Below are 14,109 nucleotides of genomic sequence, written 5' to 3'. Positions count from 1 at the left end.
GGATCGCCACCCGCGGCTACACCGCCTGACCGGCGACCACACCGCACCACCCGACGACAAGGGTCGGACCCCGCACGGGGTCCGGCCCTTGCGGCATGCCCGGGTCCGTCAGCCCACCGGGACCGGCGGCCCGTCGCCGACGAGACGGAACGAGGCCGGGCCGACGGGCTCCACGAGGCCGTCGCGCACCAGGCCGGCGAGGGCCCGGGACCGCTGGACGTCGTCGGCCCAGACCTGGTCCAGGCGCTGGCGCGGCACCGGCCCGGTCGCCTCCCGCAGCACGCCCAGCAGCAGTCCGCGCACCTGGCGGTCGGTGCCGGCGTACCGCTGGGGGCGGCGCGTCGGGCCGGCGGGGGCCGTGCGGCCGGACGCCCGCCAGGCGCAGACCGACTCGACGGGGCAGGCGCCGCAGCGGGGCGACCGGGCGGTGCAGAGCACCGCGCCCAGCTCCATGAAGGCCGCGCTGGCCAGGGCGGCGGCGGCCGGCTCGACGGGGAGCAGCTCCTCGGTGGCCACCAGGTCGGCCGGCCGGGTCGCGGGGCCGGCGTCCGGCTCGCCGGCGACGGCCCGGCAGACCACGCGCCGCACGTTGGTGTCGACGACCGGGTGCCGCTGTCCGTAGGCGAAGGCGGCCACCGCCCGGGCCGTGTAAGTCCCGACGCCCGGCAGCGCCAGCAACTGCTCCAGGCGGTCCGGGACCTGGCCGCCGTGCCGCTCGACGATCGCCACCGCGCAGTCCCGCAGCCGCACCGCCCGGCGGGGATAGCCGAGCCGCCCCCACATCCGGATCGCCTCGGCGGGGCTGTCGGCCGCCAGCGCGGCCGGATCCGGCCAGCGCGCCAGCCACGCCTCCCAGGCGGGCAGCACGCGTACGACCGGCGTCTGCTGGAGCATGACCTCGCTGACCAGGATCGCCCACGCCCCCACGTCGGGCTTGCGCCACGGCAGGTCGCGGGCGTTCTCCTCGTACCACCGGCTGACCAGGGTGGCGAACGTGTGCTCAGGCATCGCGCCGCCGATGATGTCACGTCGCGGCGTGCCGTGGCGCGGGCACCCGCTGTTGCCACGGTGCGCCACCGTGCCGTCCCGCCGTGTGGACGGTCCGGGCGGGGCCTCGCGGCGGCGGCCGACGGATCGGGCAGAATGCGCGGATGAACGAGCTCGCGATCACCGTCATCGGCCGGGACCGGCCGGGCATCGTGGCCGACGTCGCGGAGGTGCTCGCCCGCCTCGGCGCGAACCTCACCGACAGCACGATGACCCGGCTGCGGGGGCACTTCGCGATGACCCTGATCTGCGTCGGCCCGGCCGCCGCCGACGTCGAGGCCGCGCTGGCGCCGCTCTGCGCCGACGGTCAGCTGCTGGCCACCGTACGCGCGGTCACGCCCGACGGCGGGACGGCCGCGGCCGGCGAGCCGTACGTCATGGCGGTGCACGGCGCGGACCGGTTGGGCATCGTGGCGGCCATGACCCGGGTGCTGGAGAACGCCGGCGGCAACGTCACCGACCTGAGTACCCGGCTGGCCGGTTCGCTCTACGTGGTCGTGGCCGAGGTGGAGCTGCCGGCCGGCATGGCCGACGAGCTGGCGGGACGGCTGGCGGCGACGGCCGCCGAACTGGGCGTCGGGGTGACCCTCCGACCGGTCGATCCGGACCTGCTGTGACCGGCGACGGGCCCGGCTCCGAGAACGGGGCGTATGCGGGCCTCGGCGACTGGACCCCGGAGTCGCTGGGCGTGCCGGGGGAGGTGCGGCCGGTGGTGTCCGCCCCGGAGCCCGTGCTCACCTACGTCGGTGGCGAGGTCGATCCGACGGACGAGGAGACCGTACGGCTGGCCGCCGACCTGATCGCCACGATGCGGGTGTCGCCGGGCTGCGTGGGGCTGGCCGCCCCGCAGATCGGCGTGGCCGCGCGGGTCTTCGCGGTGGACGTGACCGGCCATCCGAAGGCGGTGACCCTGCACGGCACCTTCGCGCTCTGCAACGCCCGCGTCGTCGAGGCGAGCCGGTGGAAGGTGGCCCGCGAGGGGTGCATGTCGGTGCCGGACCTGACCGGGGACGTGAGGCGGGCCAGCCGGCTGGTGGTCGAGGGCCTGCTGCCGGGCACCGGCGAGCCCGTTCGGCTGGTCACGGACGGGTTCGAGGCGCGGGCCCTCCAGCACGAGATCGACCACTGTGCCGGGCTGCTCTTCCTCGACCGGGTGGCCGGCGCGCACGCCATCTACCAGCGCAAGGTCTACCTCTGAGGGGCGGCGGCGCGGCCACCCGGAGTCGCCGGCACAACACGTTCGGCAGGCGGAACCGTCGCGTGTGGAGGGTGGAGAAGGTGGGCTGTCGACGACTCGGCGCGTCGCGCGGGGCTGTCGTGCCCCGCGCGGCTACGGTGGGGGCATCATGCGTCTGACGGTCGGCCCCCTGCCACCCGCCGTGTACTGGCGGCGTCGCGCCGTCGTACTCGGAGCGGGGCTTCTCTTCCTGATTGTCCTGCTCTATTCGTGCACCGGATCGGACCGGAACCAGGGTAGGGGCGACGCCCGCCCCTCGCCGGGTGCGCCGCCGTCCGGCGCCACGCCTGAGCCGACCGGCTCGGTGCTCACCCCGCAGACCGGGGCGCCCTCACCGGGCGCGGCGGGCGGGCCGGGTGCCGGTGAGCCGTCGGACGGGCCGGCTGCCGGCGGACCGGCGGGCGGGCCCGCCAGCGAGTCGCCGCCCGCCGCGCCGGTCGTGCCGGCCGCCGGCGACGGCACGTGCACCGACGCCGAGATCACGGTGATCCCGGTGGTCCAGCCCGCCGCGGTCGTGCGGGGGGCCGTGACGGACCTCCAGCTCAAGATCAAGAACCGGTCCGAGCGGACGTGCAGCCGCGACGTCGGCGCCGACGAGCAGGAGCTGTTCATCAAGTCCGGCGCCGAGAAGGTCTGGTCCTCCGACACCTGCGGCACCGGCAAGGGCTCCGACCCGCAGTCCTTCACGCCGGGGTTCGAACGCTCCTACCTGGTGGGCTGGAACGGGCGGGACAGCAGCCGGTGCGCCAACGGGGTGGCGGCGGGGCCGAACCCACCGCCCGGGACGTACCAGGTCTTCGCCCGGGTCGGCACCAAGCTCAGCGAGCCGGTCAAGCTCACCGTCACCGGCTGACCGGCCCCGGGCGTCGGCCGGCCGCCGGGCCGGGTGGGGATCAGACGTAGCGTTCGAGAATGGACGCCTCGGCGAGCCGGGAGAGCCCCTCGCGTACGCCGCGGGCGCGGGCGTCGCCGACCCCCTCGACGGCCTGCAGATCCTCGACCGTGGCGCCGAGCAGGCGCTGGAGGCTGCCGAAGTGCACGACGAGGCGGTCGACCACGGTCACCGGCAGCCGGGGCACCTTCGCCAGCAGCCGGAAGCCGCGCGGGCTGACGGCGGCGTCGAGCGCGTCGGACGCGGCCGGGTAGCCGATCGCCTTGGCGACCGCGACCAGGTCGATCAGCTCGGTAGCGCCGAGCAGGTCCAGCTCGACCAGGGCCTCGTCGAGGGTGCGGGACTTTCGGCCCGTCGGGAGGTAGTCCCGGATCACCAGCGTGCGGTCGGCGTCGACGCCGGCCATCAGCTCGTCGAGCTGGAGGGCCAGCAGGCGGCCGTCGGTGCCCAGTTCCACCACGTAGCCGGCGATCTCGTCGGCGATCCGGCGCACCATCTCCAGCCGCTGCACCACCGCGACCGCGTCCCGTACGGTGACCAGATCCTCGATCTCCAGCGCGGAGAGGGTGCCGGAGACCTCGTCCAGCCGGAGCTTGTAGCGCTCCAGCGTGGCGAGCGCCTGGTTGGCGCGGGACAGGATCGCCGCCGAGTCGTCCAGCACGTGGCGCTGGCCGTTGACGTAGAGGCTGATGATCCGCATCGACTGGCTGACCGAGATCACCGGATAGCCGGTCTGCCGGGCGACCCGCTCCGCGGTGCGGTGCCGGGTGCCGGACTCCTCGGTCGGGATGGTCGGGTCGGGCATCAGGTGCACGGCCGCCCGTACGATCCGGGTGCCGTCGCTGGAGAGCACGACCGCGCCGTCCATCTTGCACAGCTCGCGAACCCGGGTGGCGGAGAACTCGACGTCGAGCGGGAACCCACCGGTGCAGAGGCCCTCGACGACCTTGTCGTAGCCGAGGACGATCAGGGCCCCCGTGCGGCCGCGCAGGATGCGTTCGAGACCGTCACGCAGCGCGGTGCCCGGAGCCATCAGGGCGAGGTTCGCCCGCAGCGGATCGCCGGCGCCCCCGGCGCCCCCGGCGCCCCCGGTCACGCTCACGCTGATCGGACGGGCGGGCGAGCCGACGGCACCGGTGCGGGCGTGGGGCGTCGCGCCGGCAGGCTTGGTGGTGTCGCGGTCGATCGGCACGGGCACAGTCTACGGACTGCCCTGCGGTGGGTGCTGTCGTGGTTACTGTGATGTGTCACGATGCCCCGCCTCGCCCGGAGCGTGGGCCGAAGTCCGGGCTGTCCGGAAACGGGCCGGACGTCACCGGCGGTCACTCGGCCGACGCGCGGGCGACGGCCTGGAGTGCCGACCGTACGTCGGTCACCTCGATCACCCGCATCCCGCCAGGCCCGACGCCGGTGCTGTCGGGGCCGCAGCCGGTCGGCACCAGCGCGAGCCGGAACCCGAGCCGCGCCGCCTCGGCCAGCCGGCGCGGCACCGCCCCGACGCGGCGCACCTCGCCGGTGAGGCCCACCTCGCCGATGGCCACCAGGTGCGGCGCGATGGCCAGGTTGAGCCCGCCCGAGGCGACGGCGAGGGCGACGGCGAGGTCGGCCGCGGGCTCCACCACCCGGATGCCGCCGACGGTGGCCGCGAAGACCTCCCGGTCGTGCAGGGTCAGCCGCTCGGTGCGCCGCTGGAGCACCGCCAGCACCATCGCGAGCCGGGCCGAGTCGAGCCCCGACACCGTCCGCCGGGGCGAGCCGGCGACCGTCGCGCCGATCAGCGCCTGCACCTCGGTGACCAGGGCCCGTCGCCCCTCCATCGCCACGGTGACGCAGGTGCCGGGCACCGGTTCGGAATAGCGGGTCAGGAAGAGCCCGGACGGATCGGCCAGGCTGCTGATGCCGCCCTCGTGCATCTCGAAGCAGCCCACCTCGTCGGCGGCGCCGAACCGGTTCTTCACCCCACGCACCATGCGCAGCGAGGAGTGCTTGTCGCCCTCGAAGTGCAGCACGACGTCGACCAGGTGCTCGAGCACCCGGGGGCCGGCGACCTGGCCGTCCTTGGTGACGTGGCCGACGAGCACGGTGGCGATGCCGCGTTCCTTCGCCACCGAGACCAGGGCGGCGGTGACCGCCCGCACCTGGGTCACCCCGCCCGACACCCCCTCGGCGTTGCCGGTGGAGATGGTCTGCACCGAGTCGAGCACCAGCAGGCCCGGCTTGACCGCGTCGAGGTGGCCGAGCACCGCGGCGAGGTCGCTCTCGGCCGCGAGGTAGAGCTGGTCGTGCAGGGCGCCCATCCGCTCCGCGCGCAGCCGCACCTGGCTGACCGACTCCTCGCCGCTGACCACGAGCGACGGGCTGCCGGCACCGGCGGCCCACTGCTGGGCCACGTCGAGCAGGAGGGTGGACTTGCCGACGCCCGGCTCCCCGGCGAGCAGCACCACCGCGCCGGGGACGAGCCCGCCGCCGAGAACCCGGTCGAGCTCGCTGACCCCGGTGGGCCGGGCCCGGGCGGGCGCCGCACTGATCGTGGCGATGGGGCGGGCCGGCTCGGCCGGCATCCGTGAGCTGACGACCTTCCCCGAGACCGTCGGGCCGGTGACCGTGCACTCGACCACCGAACCCCACTCGCCGCACTCCGGGCAGCGCCCGACCCACTTGGGCGGCTGGTGCCCGCAGGCGTCGCACTCGTAGGCCGGCCGGGGCTCGCGGGCGGCCGTCCGGCCGCGCGCGCCGGCCCCGCCGGCGCGGGAGGTCGATCGGGGAGTGGTCACATCCGCGACGTTAGTCCCCGGGTACGACGAAGACACCGCCGGCGTGGCGGTGACCACGCCGGCGGTGTCTTCGTCCGGACGAGCGGGGCGGGCTCAGTGGCCGCCGTCCTCCTGGCCCTCGTAGCCGCCCTCGCGCTCGATGATCGGCGACGGGGCCGGCGCCGGGGTGAGCGGCACGGCGACGGGGGCCGGGCCGGTGAGCGTGACGCCGTTGCCGAAGTCGAAGGTCAGGAAGACGTTCTGGCCGGAACGCAGCCCTTCGGTCAGCCCGATGAGCCGGAGGACCCGGTCCGACCCGGTGTTCAGCTGCACGTAGCTCAGCGGCGGGATCTCGATCCGGGCCGGCTCGCCGGCCGGCGCCGCCGGGCTCTCGGAAGCCGACGGGCTCTCCGGGGCGCTCGGGCTGGCCGACCCCGACGGGCTTCCGGACGCGTCCGGGCTCGCGGACTCCGACCCGGACGCCTCGGGCGAGGGTGATCCGGACATCTCGGGCGACGGCGACCCGGAGGCCGGCCCACTCGGAGACGCCGACGGGCTGGCCGAGGCGCCGGTGCCGGTGATCACGACCTCGCGGGCGCTCTCGGTGGTCACCGTCACGGTGACCGGGTTCCGCGAGTCGTTGTAGATCACGGCGTTCAGGACGGCGTCGGCACCCGCCTTGTAGCCCTCGACGCCGGGGAAGTCGACCAGCAGGCCGCGGACCGCGTACTCACCGTTGCGGGCGGACAGGTTGACGCCCTGGACCGACGGCTCCTTGTTGGCGGTCTCGGAGACCTGGCCGGCGCCGCAGCCGGACAGCAGCAGCCCGGTCGCCGCGGCCATCCCGGACAGCAGCAGCGCCGCCCGCCGGGAACCCCTGATCGAGCGCGTCACGTCGGTCCTCCTCGTCACGATCCCACCCGGTGCTCACGCCGGGCGTGGTGGCCCTGCCCGCGCAGACCGCGCTCCAGGGTAGTTGGGCCAGATCCACCCCCGCACGCCGACCCGGAGATGCCCCTCCCGGGGGTGCGCCTCACACCAGTCGACCGCTCGTCACCAGCAGGACGACGTCGATGAGGGCCACCAGCATCACGGCCCGGAAGGCGGCCACCTGCCGGCCGCCCCTCCGGGCGGCGGCGCGCCCGCCGTACCAGCTCAGCGGCGGCACCACGACGGCGGTGGCGACCGCGGCGACGCCGACGCCCGACGGCGGCCCGGGCGGTCCGAGGGCCAGCGTGACGGTCGCCCCGAGCAGCAGCGCGGCGGCGGCGGCGCGGCTCCCGGCCGGGCCGAGCCGGTGCGGCAGGCCGCGCACTCCCGTCCGGGCGTCGTCGGCGAGGTCGGGCAGGACGTTGGCGAAGTGCGCCCCGGCGCCCAGGCAGGCCGCGGCGGCGACCAGCCAGCCGGGCGGGAGCACCCCGCCGGGCAGCGCGAGCACGACGAAGGCGGGCAGCGCGCCGAAGGAGACCGCGTAGGGCAGCACCGAGACCGGGGTCGACTTCAGCGGCCAGTCGTAGAGCAGCGCGGAGACCAGCCCGAGGGTGGCGCAGAGCGCGGCGGCCGGACCGGTGGCCAGGGCCAGCGCCGGGGTGGCGAGCGCGGCCACCGCGGCGGCCACGGCCGTGGCGCGCCGACTGACCGCGCCGGCGGCGACGGGCTTGTCGGTACGCCCCACCGTGGCGTCCCGGTCGGCGTCGAGAGCGTCGTTGGCCCAGCCGACCGCGAGCTGGCTGGCCGCCACGGCGAGCACCACGGCGAGCATCCCCGCCGGCCGGTGCCCGACGCCCCACGCCAGCAACCCGGCCACCGTGGTGACCGCGGCGGCGGGTTCCGGATGGCTCGCCCTGATCAGCCCTAGCACCGATGGCGACATGAGGAAAGTCTGGTCGTTACCGGGCAGTCGTGCCACGCTCGGTCCATGCCAGACGCGGGTCGCACCCTGCCTCGCAACGATCCGCGCCAGTACGACGACCTGGCCGGCGAGTGGTGGCGGCCGGACGGGGCGTTCGCGATGCTGCACTGGCTGGCCGAGGCCCGCGCGGCCCTGGTGCCGCCCGCGCCCCGCCCCGGCGCCCTCCTGGTGGACCTCGGCTGCGGTGCCGGGCTGCTCGCGCCCCACCTGGCGGGCAAGGGCTACCGGCACGTCGGCGTCGACCTCACCCGGTCGGCCCTGACACAGGCCGCCGCGCACGGGGTGACCGCCGTCAACGGTGACGCCACCGCGGTTCCGCTCGTCGACGGCTGTGCCGACGTGGTCGCCGCGGGCGAGCTGCTGGAGCACGTGCCGGACTGGCGGCGGGCGGTGGCCGAGGCGTGCCGGCTGCTGCGCCCCGGTGGACTCCTCGTCCTGGACACGCTGAACGACACGGTGCTGAGCCGGCTGCTCGCCGTCCGGATCGCCGAGCGGCTGCCCACCGTCCCGAAGGGCATCCACGATCCACGGTTGTTCGTGGATGCCCGGGCGCTGGTCGCCGAGTGCGCCCGGCACGGCGTCGGGCTGCGGCTGCGTGGCATCCGGCCGGGCGTGCCCGGTCTGCTCGGCTGGCTGGCACGTCGCGTACGCGGCGCCGACCGTCCCGGCCCGACGGTCGGCGGGCCGACTCCTCGGATCGTGCCGACCTGGTCGACCGCCGTGCTCTATCAGGGACGCGGCACGCGGAGCGGATAGGGGTGCCCGTCCCTGGGTAGGGAGAGGGCCGAGAAGGGGGCAGTATGACGCTGCACGCGCTGGAGGCGGCTCGCCGCCTGGCACCGAGGCTGGCCGCCCGGGCGGCGGAACACGACCGGGACGGCTCGTTCCCCGTCGAGGACTTCCGGGATCTGCGCGAGGCCGGGCTCTTCGGCCTGATGGTCCCCACCGTGCTCGGCGGGATGGGCGCCACCTTCGCCGAGTACGCGGCGGTCGCCACCGAGCTGGCCCGGGGCAACGGCGCGACGGCCCTGGTCTTCAACATGCACGCCTCGGTCACCGGCGCGCTCGGCGCCGTCACCGAGGACCTCGCCGAGTCGCTCGGCCTGCCGGACGACGCGCTGGCCGCCCGGGACCGGCTGCTCGCCGCCGCGGCCCAGGGCGCCTGGTACGCCGTGGCGATGAGCGAACGCGGCGCCGGTGCCCGGCTCTCCCAGCTCAACACCGTCTACGAGCCCGTCGACGGCGGTTGGCACCTCAAGGGCAGCAAGACGTTCTGCTCCGGGGCCGGGCACGCGGACGGCTACCTGGTGGCCGCCCGCAGCGCCGCCGACCAGTCAGTGGTCTCCCAGTTCCTGGTGCCGGCGGGCGACGGGCTCACCGTCGAGCCGACCTGGGACTCGCTCGGCATGCGGGCCACCTCCTCGCACGACCTGCACCTGGACGTGACCGTGCCGGCCGACCGGCTGCTCGGCGGCGTGGAGGGGCTGGCCCTGGTGGTGGCCCAGCTCATGCCGCACTGGCTGGTGGCCAGCTACGCCGCCGTCTACGTCGGGGTGGCCCGGGCGGCGGCCGACGCGGCGGCCGAGCACCTGAACGCCCGCAACCTCGCCGGCCTGCCGGCCGTCCGCGCCCGCCTCGGCCGGGCCGACGCGGCGGTGGCGGCGGCCCACCTGGTGGTGGCGGAGGCGGCCCGGCGGGTGGACGAGGCGCCGGGCGAGGCCGAAACCAACCGCTGGGTCTGGCGGGCCAAGCTGCTCGCCGGCACCACCGCCGCCGACGTGGCCGCCTCCGTGCTGGAGGCGGCCGGCACGTCCGCCACCCGGCGGGGGCATCCGCTGGAACGGCTCTACCGGGACGCCCGTTGCGGCTCGCTGCACCCGGCGACGTCGGACGTCTGCGCCGACTGGCTCGGTGTCGCGGCGATGGGCGGCGACCCGGACCGCGACGGAACGGTTCCTCGTTGGTGAGCGTGAGGAGTTCGCCGGGACGGCGGACCGACGGGCCCGAGGTGCGGGAGACCCGTCCAGGGGCGGGGCGGACCGCCCGCCGCGCAGGGCCGGACGAGAGGTGGGCATCGTGGCCGTACCGGTGATCGCGGGGCTGGGAACGGCACAGCCGCCGTCGGCCCGGCAGGACGAGCTGTGGGAGGGCTTCTTCTCGAAGCACTTCACCGGCAGCACGCGGGCGCTGGCCGAGCGGATCTTCGCCCACTCGGGCGTCACCCGTCGCCAGGCGGCGGTGAACCCGCTGCTGGAGGACGTCTCCGACTGGCCGACCGAGCGGCGGATGCGCCGCTACCAGGTCGAGGCGCTGCCGCTGGGCAAGGAGGCGGTGGGCCGGGCGCTCACCGCCGCCGGCCTGGCCGCCGGCGACGTCGGGCTCTTCGTCGTCTGCTCCTGCACCGGGTACGCCACCCCCGGGCTGGACATCCTGCTCGCCCGGGACCTGGGCATGGCTCCGGACGCGCAGCGCATGTTCGTCGGACACATGGGCTGCTACGCCGCCCTGCCGGGGCTGGGCGCGGCGAGCGACTTCGTCACCGCCCGCGGCCGACCCGCGCTGCTGCTCTGCGCGGAGCTGACCAGCCTGCACATCCAGCCCACCAGCGCCAGGGTGGACACCCAGCAGATCGTCTCCCACGCGCTCTTCTCGGACGCCGCGGTCGCCGCCGTGGTCGTCCCCGGCGGCCGGGGGTACGCGCTGCGCGAGGTCAGCTCAGTCACGGACACCTCGACGGCCGACCACATGACCTGGGACGTCACCGACACCGGCTTCCGGATGGGGCTCTCGCCGAAGGTGCCGCAGGTGCTCTCCAGGCACGTTCTGGGGCTGGTGGAGGGCCTGCTGGCCCGGCACGGCACGACGCTGTCCGAGGTGGACGGCTGGGCGGTGCACCCGGGCGGCCCCCGCATCCTCAACGTGGTCGAGCGCGAGCTTGCCCTGCCGCCGGAGGGGCTGGCCGCGTCCCGGGCGACGCTCGACGAGCACGGCAACTGCTCGTCGCCGACGGTGCTGCTGATCCTCGACCGGCTGGGCCGGGCCGCGTCGCCGCCGCGACGGGTGGTGATGCTGGCGTTCGGTCCCGGTCTGACCCTCTACGCGGCGCTGCTGGAAAGAGCCGGGTGAACCGTCCACCCGGTGCGGTTACCCTCGGATGATGGACGCCGAGGCGGTAGGCCGGCCGGGAGACGGGCCGGGCGCCGGTGCACCCGCGACGCCCGCCGCGGCCGGCGACCGGCTGCGCACGGCCGTGCTGGTCACGGCGGGGCTGGCCGCGCTGGTGGGCGGCGGGTGGTGGTGGCAGGCCGAGGCGCCCCGCACCGGCCCGGCGGTCGCCACGGGCGCCGAGCCGGAGGCCCGTGGCCGGGGCGCGGCGGCGGCGCAGTCCCGGCGGCGGGTCGACGTCCGCGTCGACCCGCGCACCGGCGCCGCGTTCCAGGTCGACCCCGGCACCGGCGCCGCGTTCGGCATCGACCCGCGTACCGGCACCGCGATGGGGATCGACCCGCGCAGCGGCGCGACCTTCCGGGTCGACCCGCGCAGCGGCCACACGATCCGGGTCGAGATCGCGGACGACGGGCCGGATCCCCGCCGACCCCTGGACGGCCGGCTCGACGAGGCCGTGCGGCGCGGCCGGCTGGACGGCCTCCCCGGCACGGTCTGGACCGTGCGTACCCGCCTCGACGGGACGGCGGGGCACGTGCGGCAGCACAGCGCGGAGGAGGGTGCCCGGCACCTGCTCCGCTACCGCTGCTTCGGCCCGGGCGAGCTGCTGATCGTGATCGACGGCGCGCGGGCGGCCGACCCGATCACGAGCGCCTGCGAGGGCTCGATCACGTCGACCGAGGTCGTCGGCAGGGGCGGGCCGTTCCAGGTCTCGCTGTCGAGCGCCAACACCGAGCCGCTCCGGGTCGAGGCGCACCTGGTCGCCCTGTCCTGAGCCCCCGCCTCGCTTCGGCGTGGTCGCCGGCGTGGCGGGGGTCGGTCGGTGCGCCGTGGAAGTCAGCCGGCCAGGCGTGCCAGGTCGGCCCGGTAGTCCTCGGCGGAGCGGATCTCGGGCACCACCTTGACGAGGACGCCGGCGCGGTCGACCAGCAGCGCCGTGGCGGCGCCCGGACGGGCCGGCAGGTGCAGGAACGCGCGCAGCCCGCCGGCCGGGTCGGCGAGCGACCGCACGCCGGCCCCGGCGGCCCCCGGCGCGACGGGTGCGGTCCCGGCGACGGTGACCACCGTGACGCCGGACGGTGCCAGCGCGGCGGCGGCGGCCACCTCGTCCGGGCAGGCGCAGCCGTCCACCAGGACGATCATGGCTGGCACGAGCCCGCGCAGCGGCACCGGCGACTGCCCCGCGTCGACCAGGTCCAGCGCCGGCAACGGGCGACCGGTCGCCGCCGGCGGCGGGGCGGCGCTGGGGGAGGGCGCGGGGGTGGACCGACCGGACCGGGGCCAGGTCACCGCCGCCAGGCCGGCGAGGGTGGTCAGCACCGCCACCAGGAGGACCAGGCCGGGCAGGGCGAGCGGGGAGCGGGCGGGCGGGCGCGGGGCGGTGCGGTGCGGCGCGCCCCGCAGTTCGCGGCGGAGCCGCTCGGCCTCCGCGGCCAAAGCGGAGGCGTCGTCCGGCACGACCACCCGACCCCATTCCGGCGGCAGGTCGGGCAGCCCGGGGCCGTCTGCGTCGGGCTTGCCCATCGGGACCCCCAGTACGTCTCGGCGAGCGGACTGCGGCTCGTCCTCCAGCGTCCCCCACGGGACCGGCTGTCGCTACACCTGGGCGCTTACCCGGCCGGCCGGCTACCATGGGAGGAGCGCATAGCCCTTGATCTCGACGTTCGCGTCACTCGTACCGGGACGTCATCCAAGCGTTACGGAGCGTGGTCAAACCACCGGTTTGGCGGCCTGTCAAGCTGAAGAAATACCTCTCACAGGGCCCCTGAGCTGCGCCAACGGTCAGGACAGCGGTGAGACATCGGTGCCTGAGCGTGTTACCCTAGACACAGCGAAAGGGGTTTCGAACCTATGGTTTTCAGTGTCGGCGAGACCGTTGTTTACCCCCACCACGGGGCCGCACTCATCGAGGCAATCGAGACTCGGGTCATCAAGGGCGAGCCAAAGCAATATCTCGTCCTGAGGGTCGCGCAGGGTGACCTGACGGTCCGGGTGCCTGCCGAGAACGCCGAGATCGTGGGTGTGCGCGAGGTGGTCGGCGAAGAGGGCCTCGGCAAGGTCTTCGACGTGCTGCGCGCACCGCACACCGAGGAGCCGACCAACTGGTCGCGGCGTTACAAGGCGAATCTGGAGAAGCTGGCCTCCGGTAACCCGCTGAAGGTTGCCGAGGTCGTCCGCGACCTGTGGCGCCGGGAGCGGGAGCGGGGTCTTTCCGCGGGTGAGAAGCGGATGCTCGCCAAGGCCCGCGACATTCTCGTCGGCGAGGTCGCGCTGGCCGAGAAGAGCACCAAGGACGAGGCGGAGACGCTGCTCGACAAGGTCCTCACCGAGGCCTAGTCCCACAGCATCGTCGTACCCGATTCGTGGCGAACAAACCACCGAGGACCGCGACGTGACCGCGCAGCTCAATCCGCGCGGTGACGTCGCGGTCCTCGTGCCTGCGGCCGGTGCCGGCGTACGGCTCGGTCCCGGCCGGCCCAAGGCGCTGCGGCTGCTCGGCGGGGTGCCCCTGCTGGTGCACGCGGTCCGTCGGCTCGCCGCCGCGCCGTCGGTGCACACCATCGTCGTGGCCGCCCCGGCCGCCGAGGTGGCGGCGGTGCGCGAGCTGCTCGCCCCGGTCGCCCCGGTGACCGTGGTGCCCGGCGGCGCGGAGCGGCAGGCGTCGGTGGCCGCCGCCCTCGCCGCAGTGCCGCCCGGCCCGGAGATCGTGCTGGTGCACGACGCCGCCCGCGCGCTCACCCCGCCCGACCTGGTGGAATCCGTCGCGGCGGCGGTCCGCGCCGGACACGACGCGGTGATCCCGGTGCTCCCGCTGGCCGACACGATCAAGGAGGTCGGCGCCGACGAGGTCGTCCTCGGCACCGTCGACCGTTCCGCCCTGCGGGCGGTGCAGACCCCGCAGGGCTTCCGTCGGGCCGTGCTGACCGCCGCGCACGCCGCCGCCGGTGACCCGCTCACCGACGACGCCGGCCTGGTCGAGAAGCAGGGCGTCGCGGTGTGCTGCGTGCCCGGCTCGGAGTACGCGCTGAAGGTCACCCGCCCCTTCGACCTGGCGCTGGCCGAGCACCTGCTGGCGACCGGCGCCTGACGCGTACCCTCGTCG

Annotated in this window: 15 protein-coding genes; 9 read left to right on the top strand and 6 right to left on the bottom strand. The window is 75.6% G+C overall.

All coding sequences use genetic code 11. The annotated features are described in order from the left end of the window. Positions 1-108 precede the first annotated feature (108 nt). A complete protein-coding gene (locus tag V6V16_RS11265) occupies positions 109-1,008 on the bottom strand; it encodes an A/G-specific adenine glycosylase (RefSeq protein WP_334561913.1) in 900 nt (299 codons plus the stop codon). Between the two features lie 143 nt (positions 1,009-1,151). Here V6V16_RS11265 and V6V16_RS11260 point away from each other — a divergent pair, with 143 nt between their 5' ends. The 3 genes from V6V16_RS11260 (at position 1,152) to V6V16_RS11250 (ending at position 3,137) form a co-directional block, all read left to right on the top strand. Further along, the gene (locus tag V6V16_RS11260) at positions 1,152-1,664 is read left to right on the top strand and encodes a glycine cleavage system protein R (RefSeq protein ID WP_334561912.1); all 513 of its coding nucleotides are present in this window, start codon (positions 1,152-1,154) and stop codon (positions 1,662-1,664) included. Beyond that, positions 1,661-2,245 carry a peptide deformylase gene (locus V6V16_RS11255; protein ID WP_334561911.1) on the top strand — a complete coding sequence of 195 codons (585 nt, stop codon included), beginning with the start codon at positions 1,661-1,663 and terminating at the stop codon, positions 2,243-2,245. Before V6V16_RS11260 ends, V6V16_RS11255 begins: the two co-directional genes overlap by 4 nt. Positions 2,246-2,393: 148 nt before the next feature. Next, the gene (locus V6V16_RS11250; protein ID WP_334561910.1) at positions 2,394-3,137 is read left to right on the top strand and encodes a hypothetical protein; all 744 of its coding nucleotides are present in this window, start codon (positions 2,394-2,396) and stop codon (positions 3,135-3,137) included. Positions 3,138-3,177: 40 nt separating this feature from the next. On the opposite strand, the gene disA is transcribed toward V6V16_RS11250, so the two are convergent. The 4 genes from disA to V6V16_RS11230 form a co-directional block, all read right to left on the bottom strand. Further along, entirely contained in the window at positions 3,178-4,368 is a 1,191-nt protein-coding gene (gene disA / locus V6V16_RS11245; RefSeq protein ID WP_334561909.1) for a DNA integrity scanning diadenylate cyclase DisA, read from the bottom strand. A gap of 130 nt (positions 4,369-4,498) precedes the next feature. Next, complete coding sequence (radA, locus tag V6V16_RS11240) at positions 4,499-5,950, bottom strand: DNA repair protein RadA (protein ID WP_334561908.1); 1,452 nt, start codon at positions 5,948-5,950, stop codon at positions 4,499-4,501. A gap of 93 nt (positions 5,951-6,043) precedes the next feature. Beyond that, entirely contained in the window at positions 6,044-6,823 is a 780-nt protein-coding gene (locus V6V16_RS11235; protein ID WP_334561907.1) for a hypothetical protein, read from the bottom strand. A gap of 139 nt (positions 6,824-6,962) precedes the next feature. Continuing rightward, positions 6,963-7,802: a UbiA family prenyltransferase gene (locus tag V6V16_RS11230; protein WP_334561906.1), complete on the bottom strand. Its 840-nt coding sequence runs from the start codon at positions 7,800-7,802 to the stop codon at positions 6,963-6,965. A gap of 45 nt (positions 7,803-7,847) precedes the next feature. Here V6V16_RS11230 and V6V16_RS11225 point away from each other — a divergent pair, with 45 nt between their 5' ends. The 4 genes from V6V16_RS11225 (at position 7,848) to V6V16_RS11210 (ending at position 11,781) form a co-directional block, all read left to right on the top strand. Then, positions 7,848-8,597 (top strand): methyltransferase domain-containing protein, encoded by a 750-nt coding sequence (locus V6V16_RS11225; RefSeq protein WP_334561905.1) that lies wholly within the window; start codon positions 7,848-7,850, stop codon positions 8,595-8,597. 44 nt (positions 8,598-8,641) lie between these two features. Next, positions 8,642-9,808 (top strand): acyl-CoA dehydrogenase family protein, encoded by a 1,167-nt coding sequence (locus V6V16_RS11220; protein ID WP_334561904.1) that lies wholly within the window; start codon positions 8,642-8,644, stop codon positions 9,806-9,808. A 100-nt stretch (positions 9,809-9,908) separates the two neighbouring features. Then, positions 9,909-10,967, top strand: a complete 1,059-nt coding sequence (locus tag V6V16_RS11215) for a type III polyketide synthase (protein WP_334561903.1) — start codon at positions 9,909-9,911, stop codon at positions 10,965-10,967. Positions 10,968-10,998: 31 nt separating this feature from the next. Then, entirely contained in the window at positions 10,999-11,781 is a 783-nt protein-coding gene (locus V6V16_RS11210) for a hypothetical protein (protein WP_334561902.1), read from the top strand. 62 nt (positions 11,782-11,843) lie between these two features. On the opposite strand, the gene V6V16_RS11205 is transcribed toward V6V16_RS11210, so the two are convergent. After that, positions 11,844-12,530: a hypothetical protein gene (locus V6V16_RS11205; RefSeq protein ID WP_334561901.1), complete on the bottom strand. Its 687-nt coding sequence runs from the start codon at positions 12,528-12,530 to the stop codon at positions 11,844-11,846. A 327-nt stretch (positions 12,531-12,857) separates the two neighbouring features. Here V6V16_RS11205 and V6V16_RS11200 point away from each other — a divergent pair, with 327 nt between their 5' ends. Both V6V16_RS11200 and ispD read left to right on the top strand, forming a co-directional pair. Further along, positions 12,858-13,343, top strand: a complete 486-nt coding sequence (locus V6V16_RS11200; protein ID WP_007073334.1) for a CarD family transcriptional regulator — start codon at positions 12,858-12,860, stop codon at positions 13,341-13,343. A gap of 55 nt (positions 13,344-13,398) precedes the next feature. Further along, a complete protein-coding gene (gene ispD, locus V6V16_RS11195; RefSeq protein ID WP_334561900.1) occupies positions 13,399-14,094 on the top strand; it encodes a 2-C-methyl-D-erythritol 4-phosphate cytidylyltransferase in 696 nt (231 codons plus the stop codon). Positions 14,095-14,109 lie beyond the last annotated feature (15 nt).

The organism is Micromonospora sp. CPCC 205561 (genome assembly GCF_036906775.1).
Classification (GTDB): Bacteria; Actinomycetota; Actinomycetes; order Mycobacteriales; family Micromonosporaceae; genus Micromonospora.
This window is presented reverse-complemented; position numbering and strand designations above follow the sequence as displayed.

Bases quoted from the DNA above. Each gene is read 5' to 3' on its own strand.
- V6V16_RS11250 (WP_334561910.1), top strand. From the start codon at position 2,394: ATGCGTCTGACGGTCGGCCCCCTGCCACCCGCCGTGTACTGGCGGCGT.
- V6V16_RS11265 (WP_334561913.1), bottom strand. From the start codon at position 1,008: ATGCCTGAGCACACGTTCGCCACCCTGGTCAGCCGGTGGTACGAGGAG.
- V6V16_RS11260 (WP_334561912.1), top strand. From the start codon at position 1,152: ATGAACGAGCTCGCGATCACCGTCATCGGCCGGGACCGGCCGGGCATC.
- V6V16_RS11200 (WP_007073334.1), top strand. From the start codon at position 12,858: ATGGTTTTCAGTGTCGGCGAGACCGTTGTTTACCCCCACCACGGGGCC.
- V6V16_RS11225 (WP_334561905.1), top strand. From the start codon at position 7,848: ATGCCAGACGCGGGTCGCACCCTGCCTCGCAACGATCCGCGCCAGTAC.
- V6V16_RS11210 (WP_334561902.1), top strand. From the start codon at position 10,999: ATGGACGCCGAGGCGGTAGGCCGGCCGGGAGACGGGCCGGGCGCCGGT.
- V6V16_RS11205 (WP_334561901.1), bottom strand. From the start codon at position 12,530: ATGGGCAAGCCCGACGCAGACGGCCCCGGGCTGCCCGACCTGCCGCCG.
- V6V16_RS11220 (WP_334561904.1), top strand. From the start codon at position 8,642: ATGACGCTGCACGCGCTGGAGGCGGCTCGCCGCCTGGCACCGAGGCTG.
- V6V16_RS11230 (WP_334561906.1), bottom strand. From the start codon at position 7,802: ATGTCGCCATCGGTGCTAGGGCTGATCAGGGCGAGCCATCCGGAACCC.